This is a genomic window from Streptomyces sp. NPDC028722, from assembly GCF_040637655.1.
Lineage (GTDB): Bacteria > Actinomycetota > Actinomycetes > Streptomycetales > Streptomycetaceae > Streptomyces.
In genome coordinates, this window is sequence record NZ_JBEZWU010000028.1 from 24,156 (window position 1) to 36,582 (window position 12,427).

At 73.4% G+C, this 12,427-nt stretch carries 11 protein-coding genes; 7 read left to right on the forward strand and 4 right to left on the reverse strand.

Annotated features, from left to right (window positions below; all coding sequences use genetic code 11):
• Positions 1-10: 10 nt before the first annotated feature.
• Positions 11-1,633, forward strand: a complete 1,623-nt coding sequence (gene aceB / locus AB0F03_RS31215; RefSeq protein WP_361997980.1) for a malate synthase A — start codon at positions 11-13, stop codon at positions 1,631-1,633.
• A 19-nt stretch (positions 1,634-1,652) separates the two neighbouring features.
• On the opposite strand, the gene AB0F03_RS31220 is transcribed toward aceB, so the two are convergent.
• The gene (locus AB0F03_RS31220; protein ID WP_361997983.1) at positions 1,653-2,549 is read right to left on the reverse strand and encodes a HipA family kinase; all 897 of its coding nucleotides are present in this window, start codon (positions 2,547-2,549) and stop codon (positions 1,653-1,655) included.
• An 846-nt stretch (positions 2,550-3,395) separates the two neighbouring features.
• Here AB0F03_RS31220 and AB0F03_RS31225 point away from each other — a divergent pair.
• From AB0F03_RS31225 to AB0F03_RS31235, 3 genes are all read left to right on the forward strand, one after another.
• Entirely contained in the window at positions 3,396-3,788 is a 393-nt protein-coding gene (locus tag AB0F03_RS31225) for a hypothetical protein (RefSeq protein WP_361997985.1), read from the forward strand.
• 146 nt (positions 3,789-3,934) lie between these two features.
• A complete protein-coding gene (locus AB0F03_RS31230) occupies positions 3,935-5,128 on the forward strand; it encodes a histidine kinase (RefSeq protein ID WP_361997988.1) in 1,194 nt (397 codons plus the stop codon).
• Complete coding sequence (locus AB0F03_RS31235) at positions 5,125-5,826, forward strand: response regulator transcription factor (protein WP_361997991.1); 702 nt, start codon at positions 5,125-5,127, stop codon at positions 5,824-5,826. The genes AB0F03_RS31230 and AB0F03_RS31235 overlap by 4 nt, the downstream gene beginning before the upstream one ends.
• A gap of 240 nt (positions 5,827-6,066) precedes the next feature.
• Here the strand turns inward: AB0F03_RS31235 and AB0F03_RS31240 are convergent, their stop codons facing one another.
• The 3 genes from AB0F03_RS31240 to AB0F03_RS31250 all read right to left on the reverse strand — a co-directional run bounded on the left by AB0F03_RS31240 (position 6,067) and on the right by AB0F03_RS31250 (position 8,468).
• On the reverse strand, positions 6,067-6,597 hold the full coding sequence (locus tag AB0F03_RS31240) for an ABC transporter substrate-binding protein (RefSeq protein WP_361997994.1): 531 nt from the start codon (positions 6,595-6,597) through the stop codon (positions 6,067-6,069).
• Entirely contained in the window at positions 6,594-6,893 is a 300-nt protein-coding gene (locus AB0F03_RS31245) for an Ada metal-binding domain-containing protein (protein ID WP_361997997.1), read from the reverse strand. Before AB0F03_RS31245 ends, AB0F03_RS31240 begins: the two co-directional genes overlap by 4 nt.
• A gap of 84 nt (positions 6,894-6,977) precedes the next feature.
• Positions 6,978-8,468: an IucA/IucC family protein gene (locus AB0F03_RS31250; protein ID WP_361998000.1), complete on the reverse strand. Its 1,491-nt coding sequence runs from the start codon at positions 8,466-8,468 to the stop codon at positions 6,978-6,980.
• Positions 8,469-8,653: 185 nt separating this feature from the next.
• Here AB0F03_RS31250 and AB0F03_RS31255 point away from each other — a divergent pair, with 185 nt between their 5' ends.
• The 3 genes from AB0F03_RS31255 (at position 8,654) to AB0F03_RS31265 (ending at position 12,344) form a co-directional block, all read left to right on the forward strand.
• The gene (locus AB0F03_RS31255) at positions 8,654-10,165 is read left to right on the forward strand and encodes an IucA/IucC family protein (protein WP_361998003.1); all 1,512 of its coding nucleotides are present in this window, start codon (positions 8,654-8,656) and stop codon (positions 10,163-10,165) included.
• Positions 10,166-10,281: 116 nt separating this feature from the next.
• Positions 10,282-11,544, forward strand: coding sequence for a VWA domain-containing protein (locus AB0F03_RS31260; protein WP_361998006.1), 1,263 nt, complete (start codon positions 10,282-10,284; stop codon positions 11,542-11,544).
• Positions 11,544-12,344 carry a hypothetical protein gene (locus tag AB0F03_RS31265; RefSeq protein WP_361998008.1) on the forward strand — a complete coding sequence of 267 codons (801 nt, stop codon included), beginning with the start codon at positions 11,544-11,546 and terminating at the stop codon, positions 12,342-12,344. The genes AB0F03_RS31260 and AB0F03_RS31265 overlap by 1 nt, the downstream gene beginning before the upstream one ends.
• Positions 12,345-12,427 lie beyond the last annotated feature (83 nt).

Sequence of the window (12,427 nt, forward strand, 5' to 3'; positions counted from 1 at the left end):
GTGACAGCTCATGTCCGCACCAGCGCCGTCCCCGCTGGCCATCGTCGACGCCGAGCCCCTGCCCCGGCAGGAAGAGGTCCTCACGGACGCCGCGCTCGCCTTCGTGGCGGAGCTGCACCGGCGGTTCACCCCGCGCCGTGACGAACTCCTGGCCCGCCGGGCCGAACGCCGCGCCGAGATCGCCCGCACCTGCACGCTCGACTTCCTGCCCGGGACGGCCGCGATCCGCGCGGACGACTCCTGGAAGGTCGCCCCGGCCCCCGCCGCGCTGAACGACCGGCGCGTCGAGATCACCGGGCCCACCGACCGCAAGATGACCATCAACGCGCTCAACTCGGGCGCGAAGGTCTGGCTCGCCGACTTCGAGGACGCCTCCGCGCCGACCTGGGAGAACGTGGTCCTCGGCCAGCTCAACCTGAGCGACGCCTACACCGGGAACATCGACTTCACCGACGAGCGCACCGGCAAGTCGTACGCCCTGCGCCCGGCCGGCGAACTGGCGACCGTCGTGATGCGCCCGCGCGGCTGGCACCTGAACGAACGGCACCTCGTCGACACCGACGGCCGCCAGGTGCCGGGCGCCCTCGTCGACTTCGGGCTGTACTTCTTCCACAACGCGCAGCGCCTGCTCGACCTCGGCAAGGGCCCGTACTTCTACCTGCCGAAGACGGAGTCGCACCTGGAGGCCCGGCTCTGGAACGACGTGTTCGTCTTCGCGCAGGACTACGCCGGCATCCCGCAGGGCACCGTCCGCGCCACCGTGCTGATCGAGACGATCACGGCCGCGTACGAGATGGAGGAGATCCTCTACGAACTGCGCGACCACGCCTCGGGGCTGAACGCCGGCCGCTGGGACTACCTGTTCTCCATCGTGAAGAACTTCCGTGACGGCGGCGCGAAGTTCGTCCTCCCGGACCGCAACGCGGTCACGATGACCGCCCCGTTCATGCGGGCGTACACCGAACTCCTGGTCCGCACCTGCCACAAGCGCGGCGCCCACGCCATCGGCGGCATGGCCGCCTTCATCCCGTCCCGCAGGGACGCGGAGGTCAACAGGGTCGCCTTCGAGAAGGTCCGCGCCGACAAGGACCGTGAGGCGAACGACGGCTTCGACGGTTCCTGGGTCGCCCACCCCGACCTGGTGCCGATCGCCATGGAGTCCTTCGACAAGGTCCTCGGCGACCGGCCGAACCAGAAGGACCGGCTGCGCGAGGACGTGCACGTCGAGGCCGCCGACCTCATCGCCGTCGACTCGCTCGACGCCAGGCCGACGTACGCGGGCCTGGTCAACGCCGTCCAGGTCGGCATCCGGTACATCGAGGCCTGGCTGCGCGGTCTCGGCGCGGTCGCCATCTTCAACCTGATGGAGGACGCGGCCACCGCCGAGATCTCCCGCTCCCAGATCTGGCAGTGGATCAACGCGGGCGTCGAGTTCGAGACCGGCGACAAGGCCACGCCGGAACTGGCCCGCAAGGTGGCCGCCGAGGAACTCGACGCGATCCGCGCGGAGCTGGGCGCGGAGGCGTTCGCGGCCGGGCACTGGCAGGAGGCGCACGACCTGCTGCTCCAGGTGGCCCTGGACGAGGACTACGCCGACTTCCTCACCCTGCCGGCGTACGAGCGGCTGCGGTAGCCGGCCCCGGCCACACCGCTCACCGGGCGTCCGTCCCCGGCCCGCCGTGCAGGTCGGGGACCCACTTCAGCCAGTCCGGGCGGCCCGCCTGCGTCCTCGCGGCGCGGGCGGTCTCCTCGGCGGCCAGTTCGTCACGGCTCGGGAAGTCGGTGGGCAGCCACTCGGCGGAGAGCCGGACGCGGGCCAGGAGGTAGCCGACGTAGGCGTCCCGGACGTCGTCGGGAGTGGCGAACCCGGCGTCCTCGGCCAGCCACGCGTCCGGCACCTCGGCGACGATCCCGCGCAGCAGCTCCTCGGTGACGCGGGGCGCCAGTTCCGCGTCGGCGGCGCGCACGTCGGGGCCGTACTGGCCGAGGGCGTGGTGCCGGAAGTCGTAGGCACGGCCCGGGGCCGTGGTGTCCCAGCGGTGGTGGAAGACGAGGGCGGCGCCGTGGTCGATGAGCCACAGCCGCGGGGGCGCGGTGCCGAACGTCGGCCAGACCATCAGGTTGGAGCTGTGCACCGTGCGGTCGACGTTGACGGTCAGCGCGTCCAGCCACACGATCCGGCCGGCCTCCAGCGGATCGACGGGGAAGACCCGCGCGATCTCCGGCGTGAGGTCCCGCGCGCCCGGCAGGTAGTCCATGCCGAGGTTGACGCCCGCGCTGGCACTGTGCAGTTCGCGCACCTCCTGGTGCGGCTCGGCGGCGGCGACGGCGGGGTCGAAACGGACGAGGACCAGCTCCGGGAAGCGCAGGCCGAGCGCGCGGGCGAGCTCCCCGACGATGATCTCGGCGACCAGCGCCTTGTGTCCCTGCGCCGCGCCGGTGAACTTCACGACGTACGTGCCGAGGTCGTCGGCCTCGACGACACCGGGGACGGAACCGCCGGAGCGCAGGGGCTGGACGTAGCGGGTGGCGGTGACCTCTCTCAACATGGTCGAAGGTCCTCCCACTCATCGCCCTTGCATTCCACGGCCACCTCCAAGGTGCGGCGATCCGGAAGAACGCCCGCGCTCAGCGCGTCGACGGCGGGAACGGCCCCGGTTCCGGCCTCGGCATGAAGTGAGCATAGTAACCAGGCGTGAGCAGGGGTGCGCCCGAGGGGGAATCGACGAGGAGCCCGGCAGGTCGACTCCGGGCCCCTCGTCCGGCATCGATGGCGGCCTGTCACTCCTGCCGTCCGGAAGGGCCGCCGCCGGTCCGGAAGGGCCGTTACGGGTGTCGACATCGCCGAGGGCGACGATCGTCACCCGCTCCCGGCGGTCGCGCTGCGCCCACCTGCCCGGGTTCATGAATCACCCACCGTCCACGAGGCGTTCGCAGACGGCTTTTCGAGGTCGAGGCGACAGAGAGCGACGGGCGCCATGCCGCGCCGTCGCGAACACCCCCCGGAATTCGGCTTGTCGGACATCCGTAGTGCTCCCCAGTCCGGACGACGGCCGAACCGGCGCGACGGCGGTCAGCTGAACTCGAAAGTGAAACCGAAACCAGAACAGCCGCGGCGGACGCAGTGCACGGCGGTCATGACGACCCGAGCGGTCGGCGCCTTTCGTGGCGGTGGCGGTGCACCAGGTGTCCGATCCCCGCCGTGGCCGGGGCCGGGAGCCCGGCGTGCGGCTTCGCCGTGCCCGGACACATCTCCCCGTACGGATGACCCGGGGGAGATACGAAAGTAGGTGGTCGAGTTCCCCGTCCAGGGTGACGATCGGCGTGGAGCGCCGGAACAGACTATGGGAGCGGCGTCAAGGGGACGTCGGCACCCCCGTAGTGAAGGTTGTGTCATGCGCATTGTCGGCAAGATCCTGATCGGTCTTCTAGGAGTTGTCGTTCTTGCCGGAGTCGGTCTCTGGTTCGCCGTCCATCACATCGTCAGTGACGTCGCCGCGCACATGATCACCAAGGCGCAGTTCGAGACGATCCACGTCGGTGAGAAGCGGGAAGCCGTGCGTGACCATCTCGGCAAGCCGAAGAGTCTTGCGCCGCCGGAGGGGCTCGAGCCGCCCGCCGGTACGACTTGTGATCACTACCTGGAGAGGAAGGTGCCCCTGGAGAAGAAGCGCACCTTCCGTATCTGCTACCGGGAGGGGAAGGTCGTCGTCACCCAGATTCTGCCGCCGGCCGAGCAGGAGGGCACCCCGGACGACGGCAGGAACAGTGGAGGCGCCAAGCCTTGAGTCACCCGGTCTCACGCCGGCCCACCCGGACAGGCTCGACCCGGCGGGCCGGGGTCACTGTCACCGGTCGGCGGCGGTACGCGCTACGAGCCGCCGACACGTCATCTACCGTGGTACGCGTGTCCGTTCCCTCAAGATCGACTTCGGTGGCGACGCGCCCTGCTTGGATCTCGTGGCCCACCGAGCCGATCGCCTGGGTGCTGGCGGTGCTGATCGCTTCTGGAGGGGTTCTGCCGGCCGCCGCACCCCGGTCCCTGCTTCCTCTGCCGCTCGCCGTCCCCGTCGTCCTGGCGTGCGCCACCGGCCTCCTGCTGGCCTGGCGGCGGGACCGGCCCACTCTGGTGGCGGGCGTGGTCGCCGCAGCGAGTCTGCTGACCGTGCAGCCGGCACTGCCGTTCGCGATGTACTCGCTGGCCAAACGGCGAGCGGCGGACCCCTTGCGCTTCGGCGTCTACGCCACCGCGGTGGCGAGCCAGTTCATTGTGAGCGCCCCGGCGGCCGGCGTCATGGCGACAGTCCTGCTGGTCGGTGCGCCCGCCTGGCGTGGCACCGTGATCCGGTACCGGCACGCCCGGTCGGAGCAGTTGGCCGAACGGGCCGAGCGGGCCGAGCAGGAGGCGCTGCTCATCGCCCGCAGGGTCCGGGCGGAGGAGCGGGCCGCGCTGGCGCGTGAGATGCACGATGTGGTGGGTCATGAAATGAGTCTGATCACGGTGCACGCCGGCGCGTTGAGTGTCGACGGGAAGGAATCGGAGCGAGCCCGCGCGACCGGCGAGCTGATCGTCGACACCAGCAGGCGCGCGCTGGCTCAGCTGCGCCAGATCCTCGATGTGCTGCGCGACCCGGAGACCGTCGAAACATCCTTCCGACCCGGTTCCCTCTTCCGGCAGTTGCCCCGGTTGCTGGCCGACTCGACGGCGGGCGGAGTCCCCGTTCACCGGGCGCCCTGGTCGGCGACGGTGACCGAAGTCGCGGCCCGCGTGCAATCGTTGCCGCCGGTGGTGGAGCACACGGTCTACCGGACCGTCCAGGAGGCGCTGACCAATGTCCGCAAACACGCCCGCGGCGCTCACGCCACGCTGGGGCTGCGGTGGGACGGGAAGCACCTGGAGTGCGAGGTGAGCAACCCGGTGACGGGCCTGGCCGGCGAGGCAGCCGGCCACGGTGCGGGTCTGGGGCTCCAGGGTCTGCGGGAGCGGGCAGCGCTTCTCGGCGGAACCCTGCACACCGAGATCCGGGACGAGGTCTTCCGAGTCCGGCTCCGTCTGCCCGCCGCGCCGGACGCACCGGAGCTGAAGCAGAAGATCACGGGGGCAGAGCCTGCCGTGGGCATGCAGTGATCCGGGTCCTGCTCGCCGACGACGAGGCCCTGTTCCGCACCGGGTTGCGCCTACTGCTGGAGACAGCCCCCGACGTCACGGTGATCGCCGAGGCCGACGACGGACGAGCCGCGGTCGAAGCCTGTGCTCGTCTGACCCCGGATGTGGTGCTGCTGGACGTGCGGATGCCGGGCCTGGACGGAGTGGACACCGCACGGAGGCTGTCCGCCCTGTCCACACCGCCCCGGATACTGATGCTGACCACGTTCGACGCGGAGACCTATCTCCTGCCGGCGCTACAGGCCGACGCCCATGGTTTCCTGCTCAAGGACGCTCAGCCGGGCGAGGTCCTCGACGCGGTACGGAACACCGCGGCCGGCGTGCACGCCCTTTCCCCCGAAGCGGTCGCCCACCTGGTGACCCGCGCGGCCGCCGGGCCGCCGCAGGCCGTACCGCCCCGACTGCCCTCGCTCACACCACGCGAGCGGGAGGTGCTGGCGGCCATAGGGGACGGGCTGAGCAACGCCCTGATCGGCCGGCGTCTGGGCTTGCGGGTGCCCACGGTGAAGGCCCACGTCTCACGGATCATCAAGAAGCTGCAATGCGAGAATCGGGTGCAGGCCGGGCTGTTCGCCATGCGGGCCGGACTGAGCGGAGAGGCGGGGTGTACGCCGGCTCCGCCGGACTTCGACCTTCACCTGGATCACCGGCCTCTTTGACCTGTGTTGCGGCCCCTCGCCGCGGCCGGAGCGCTGCCCGGGGCGTCAGCCCCGTCTCCGCCGGCCAGGCATGCCGCCGTGACCGATCCGACGATGTGGACCGCCGAGGACGGCACCAGGTTCGGCGGAGCCCCTGCGGGCACCGCCTGCGGGCGGCTGCACGTCTGCCGTACATCCACCGGGCTCCGCTGTGGGGTGCACAGCGTCACCGGGAGGCAGAGGAGGAGCGGCGGGTGGCGGTCACGCCTCGGCGGACTCCACGACCCAGCCCCGCACGACCGTCCACACCCTGCCCTCCGGTGTCGCGCCGCGCATCCCGTCCAGCACCCCGGGCCCCGCGGCGGTCACCAGACGGGTGTCCCCCGTGGCCGCGAAGCCGAACGTGCGGCGCGGATCCCAGTCGGTGCTGTGCCGGAGCCGGCGGCTCAGCTGGACCCAGCCGACCGGCGCGGCGGCCACCACCCAGGCGTCCGGCTGCGGATCGGTCAGCCGGCGGGCCTGACGCAGCCAGGATGCCGCGTCCTCGGGCCAGTCGACCACCGCGACGAGCTGTCCGCCGCGTTCCTGCCAGGCGTCGGCGAACGCCGCGGCGGCCGCCCTCGACGCGGCGTCCCGGCCGTGCCCCAGGGCGACGCTGCCGCCACGGACGCCGCGGTCCTCCACCAGGGCCAGCAGGCGGGCGAGTTCCGGGGCGGTGTGCGGCCGGGGAGCGGGCCAGGGGCCGTAGTCGGTGAGTGCGGCCGGATCCAGCCGGGGCGAGGGCCCGGTCATGACGACTGCCCGTCCCGCCAAGCCCGGTGGCGCAGGGGCAGGCAGACCGCGCACGGCCGGTATCCCGCGGCGACGGCGGTGGCCTCGTCCGCGAAGAACACCCGGTGGCGAACGTAGTTCCCGCGGGCGAGGTGCCGCAGAGCGGACGGGCAGTCCAGTCGTCCGTAGATCCGGCCGCGCCGGTAGCCGCCGAAGCGGCCGGGCACCTCGCTGCGGTACGGCCGCCCGTCGGCACCGGTCAGCGTGTACCCGCCAGCCGCCGCGGGGGCCGTGTCGTCGAGCCGTCGTGTGTCCACGGAGGCACTGTGCATCATTCCGGGCCGCCGTACGAGCGGTATTCGGACGTCGACGCGCCGCCCGCCTCCCGGCGGGTGTTCCGGTCAGCCGGTGCGCAGGGGGTTCGGCAGGGGCAGGTAGCGGGCGTCCGCGCCGCCCGCGCCGGTCCAGCGCAGCAGCAGGTTGGTCTTGCCCGGCAGGGTGGGCGCGGTCAACAGGGCGGGGATCTCGGGCAGCTGGTGCCGGGCGAGCGCGCGGCGGGCGGCGGGCCACGGGTCGAGGCCGGGGTGATGGTCGGCGAGGGCGCCGGCGATCTCGGTGAGGTGGTTGACGACCAGGCAGTACACCAGCCGTTCCCAGCCGGCGGCGCGGGTGACGTCCGGCAGCAGCTTCGCGCCCTCGGCGTCCCGGAACAGCGCCTGCACGGGCGTACCGGAGGCGTCGACGGCGACGAGGGTGTTCTGGAGGTGGGCCTCCAGGACCACCCCGTGGTCGCCGAACGCGGTCAGGGCGGGCGGGACCACCTGCGCCAGGTACGCCTCCCACCAGCCGGCCGGGTCGGTGGTGGCGGCCAGCGGGCTGCCGTCGAAGCCCTCGGCGAGGCCCGCGGCGAGCAGCGGGGTCGCGCCCGGCACAAGGTGGTCGCGCAGCCCGTCCCTGACCAGCACGGCCAGCTCCTCGAAGGCGAAGGCGGCGGTGCGGTAGCCGCGGTCGCTGAGCCAGGCCGCGGGCGGGCCCATCGCCGCGAAGGCGTGCCCGGCGGCGCTGTCGGTACGGCGGAGTCCGAGCAGGTCGTGACGCCACAGCCGGCGGATGTCGTTGGTGATGCGCACGTCGAGGCTGAACTTCAGGAACAGGTCGCGGCCCGGCTCGTAGAGCGTGCGGACCGCCGCCGTGGGCCACACGTCGCACGCGCTCGGACCGAGCCGCAGCAGGCGGCCGTCGGCGAAGGCGGGGGCGAGGTCGCGGGCGGCCAGGTCGAGCTGCCAGGGGTGGGCGGGCAGCAGCCGGTAGCCGGGCGGGGCCGTGCCGAGGGCGTCCAGGGCGCTCGGGTCACCCTCCTCCGCCACCTGGTCCTCGCGGACGCCGAGCAGCACCAGCGGGAAGCGGGCGTGCGCCTCGGGCGCGTACGGCAGCCAGGACGCGACCGGGCCGCCGCCGCGTGCCTTGGGGGCCGGGTGGTGGGGGTGGCCGGTGAGCAGGGACTGCTCCGAGCGCAGGTACGGGTCGGCGGGGGGCGTGGCCCGTGCGCGGGCGGTGAGCAGGGCGGCGACCGTGTCCCGGCTGTCGATCATCTCGGCGGGCAGGTCGCCGCCGGGCAGTCCGGTGTGCCGGCGCAGTTCCTCGGCGACCAGTTTGACCAGTTCGGAGTGGCCGATCCGGCGCCAGACACCGGCCGTGCACACCTCGGGGTCGGCGGGGCGGCGCCCGGCGCGGACCCGCAGCAGCCGTCCGCCCGGCAGCCGGTGGACGCGCCGGTCCCCGGAGTCCGCGAGCGGTTGGGCGACCTCCCGCAGGAGGCAGTTGAGCAGGGGCGCCGCCGCGTACGCGTCGGCGCGGCGGCCGGTCTCACCGGCGGAGGGTGTGAGGTCCACGCGTTCTCTTCGTCCGTCGTCGTCCGTCGTCGTCCGTGTCCATGGTCCGGTGTCCGTCGTCGGTCGTCAGGGGGGACCGGGGGCGTCCCCGCGCACGCCGGTGCGTCCTGCGGGGGCCGGTCGCGATCAGTATGGCTGTCGTCCCCGACAATCGTGCCGTGCCCCGTGTACCCGAGGAGCCGCCCGTGGACCGTCCCCCGACCGCCGAGACCGAGGTCGCCGACGAGCTGGCCGCCGTCCGGCCCGCCCTGCTGCCCCGGTACGCGGTGGAGCTGCCGGGTGCCCGCGCCGCCGTGCTGACCCGCCTGTGGCGGGCGCTGGTCCATGAGCCGCTGCCGTGGCTCACCGGCCGGACGCCCGGGCCGCACGGCCTCGCCCTGCGGCTCGCCGACGGCCGCGTCCTGCACGGGCCGCACGCGGACCCGTACGCCACGAGCGCGTACGTCACGGCGGTCCGCCTCGGCCGGGACCGGTACACGGACCCGGCGCTCGTGATGACCGCGCTCGGGGTGCCGCACGCGTCCTCCTTCGCGGCCGAACTGGCGCACAGTGTGGCCTCGCTGGCGCTGTCCCGGGCCGGCGCGGATCACCCGAAGGAGTGGCCCGCGCAGGACTGGGAGTGGGAGCAGCGGGTCGTCGACGGGCATCCGTTCCACCCCAACTGCCGGGCCCGGCCCGGTTTCTCGGTGGCGGACCAGCTGGCGTACGGCCCGGAGCACGGGCCGGTGGTGGAGCTGGGGACGGTGCCGGTGCCGGCGGACCGGTGCCTGGTGTCCGGCGACTGGCCGGCCGAACTGCGCGACGGCGGACGGCTCCTGGTGCCGGTGCACCCGTGGCAGGCCGCGCATGTGCTCCGGCGGCCGTACGACCCCTGGCGCCCGGCCCGTCCGCTGATGTCCCTGCGCACGCTGGCGCTTCCCGGCGGTCCGCATGTGAAGACCGCGCTCAGTGCCCGGCTGACGTCGTCGGTGCGGGACATCTCCGCGTACTCGGTGGAGGCCGCCGCGGCGCTGTCGTCCCTCGGCGGGGAACTGGCGGCGCGTACCGACGGTCTGCTGCACGTGACCCGGACCCTCGGGGCGGTCACCGCCGGCTCGCCCGCTCTGGCGGCGCTGCTGCGGGAGTCACCCGAGGTGTACACGGGCCCGGGCGAACGCGTGCTGCCGGTGGCCGCGCTCGCCGGCACGTCCCTGCCCGGTGACCCCGCGTGGCTGACCGCGTTCACCCGGCTGGCGCTCACGGTGGGGCTGGAGCTGCTCGACCTCGGGGTCGCCCTGGAGGCCCACGGGCAGAACCTCCTGGTGATCCTGGCCGCCGACGGCAGCCCTCGGCGGCTGGTCTACCGGGACCTCGCCGACATCCGGATCAGCCCCGCCCGGCTGGCCCGCCACGGCGTCCCGGTGCCGGACCTGACCGGCCGGCTGATCACCGACGACCCGACCGCCCTGCGCCGCAAGCTGTTCGGTTCCCTGGTCGCGGGGGCGCTGGCGGGCACGGCGGGTTCGGGCCCGGCGCTGGGCGCGGCCCTGCGTTCCGCCCTGCCCGGCCTCCCCGACACCCCGGACCTCGCGGCCCTGCGCGACGACCCGCTGCCCGCGAAGGCGCTGACACTGATGCGCCTGTCCCCCGGCCGCACCGGAGACAGCTGGACGACCCTGCCCCCGCCCTGCCGCACGACGTTCCCGGGACTCAGCTGATCGCGGACCACGCACTGGGTCGCCGCACAGCTCACCAGGAAGATGATCGGACACGGTGAATGCCGCCGGGTGGCGGCGTTTTGGAGTCCGGCCGGTCTGATCAATAGGATCCGGCGATGATCAGAAGACAACGGCTGGCGGCGGGCGTCTGCGCTCTGCTCGCCGCCCTGACGGCCGGGATCGCGTTCCCCGCCGGAGCGGTCGCCGACGAGACGGAGCAGGCCGCTCCCAAAGTCGAACTGGTGCTGGACGTCAGCGGTTCCATGCGCACCCGCGACATCGACGGCGGCACCCGGATGGCCGCGGCGAAGCAGGCGTTCAACGAGGTGCTGGACGCGACCCCGGAGGAGGTCCGGCTCGGCATCCGCACCCTCGGCGCCAACTACCGCGGAAACGACCGCCAGGAGGGGTGCAAGGACACCGAGCAGCTGTATCCGGTCGGCCCGCTGGACCGGACCGACGCGAAGACGGCCGTGGCCACGCTGGCACCGACCGGCTGGACGCCGATCGGGCCCGCGCTGCTGAAGGCGGCGGCCGACCTGAACGGCGGTGACGGCACCCGCCGTATCGTCCTGATCAGTGACGGTGAGGACACCTGCCAGCCGCTCGACCCGTGCGAGGTGGCCCGGGAGATAGCCGCCAAGGGCATCGGGCTGACCATCGACACCCTCGGCCTGGTGCCCGACGCGAAGACCCGCGACCAGCTCAGCTGCATCGCGGACGCGACCGGCGGCACCTACACCTCCGTGCGGCACAAGGAGGAACTGACCGACCGGGTCGGGGATCTGGTGGACCGGGCGGCCGATCCGGTGGTCACGCCGGTGGCGACCGAGGGCGCGGCGCGGTGCGCGGCGGCGCCGGCACTGAAGTCCGGGCTGTACACCGACCGTGAGGAGTTCGGGCAGCAGCGCTGGTACCGGGTGGACGTGCGGCCCGGCCAGGAACTGCGCGCCTCGGTGAGCGTGGCCGACGACCGGGCCGTCCACCCCGACTACGGGGTGCTGCTGCGGGCGGTGACCGTGCACGGGCGCGAGATCGTGCGCGGCGAGGCCGCCGGCACCGGCCGGACGGACACCGTCTCCACGGGCCTGCGGTATCCCAGGCCGGACAGCGACGACGACGCGGCGCCGGCGGAGACCGTGTGCCTCCAGGTCACCAACTCCTTCTCGGCCGCCGCGGGTGTCAAGACCACGCCGGGCCTGCCGCTGGAGCTGACCGTCGATGTCGTGGACGGGCCGTCCGGCCACCACGACGTGGCCTCCTTCGGGCTGGGCCGCGGCTGGTGGCTGCTGGGCGCGCTGGTGCTCGTCGGCTTCCTCGCCGGTCTGCTGTGGGGCTGGCTGTCACGCTGGCGGGTCGCCGTCTGGAGGACGAACTGATGCGTATCACACGTGTGCTGGGCGCCGCGCTGCTGGCGCTGGGGCTGGCCGCCGGGCCGGCCGCCGCCGACTCCTCGCCGTCCCCGGCCGCCTCCGACGACGGCAAGGCACCCACCCGGGCGGGCACGTCCTTCCGTACGGCGACGGAGATCGAGCAGGGACAGCGGGCGACCGCGTCCGGCTCCACCGGTGACTACCTCTACTGGTCGTTCCCGGCGGACACGGGGCAGCGCCCCACCGTCCGGGCGACCGTGAAACTGCCCGGCACGCACGGCTCCGAGGCATGGCAGCTCGACGTGTACGACGGGCTGCGGCGCCGCCAGGCCTGCCAGTACGGCGCCCAGACCCGTACCGCCGCGCAGGGCACCGGATCGGTCGAACTGGCCTGTGTGCTGCGCACGGTGCGCGGCTGGTCGGAGCCGTGGGCCGACGACCCGCTGCCGGGCACGTACTACGTGCGGCTGACCGTGGTGGACCTCGGCGCCTCCGACCTCGGGCAGCCGGTGAGCGCCGAGGTGCGCGTCGACAGCAAGGACATCGGCGGCGCGGCCGCCGTGGACGGTTCGCTGGGCAAGCCGCTCGTCCCCGGGATCGCCGTCAAGGCCGATGAGGACAAGGGCGGTTCGAAGGCGGCGGTGCTGTCCAGCTTCGGTTCGGACGACGGCTGGTCGTCTGGCTGGTGGTCCGACCGCTGGGTGTGGACCGCGATCGGCGGCATGCTGGCCGCGCTCGCCGGCATCGGCGGGTACGTGCTGACGCGCGGACCGGGGCGGCCTTCCCGGGTACCGCCGAACGTGTAGCCCGCCCCGTGTTAAGGCCCGCCCACCGGCGGGCCTTTCACTTTTCCGCGGGTGCCGGGGGTGGCCCCGGCGGGGGCCGCGGG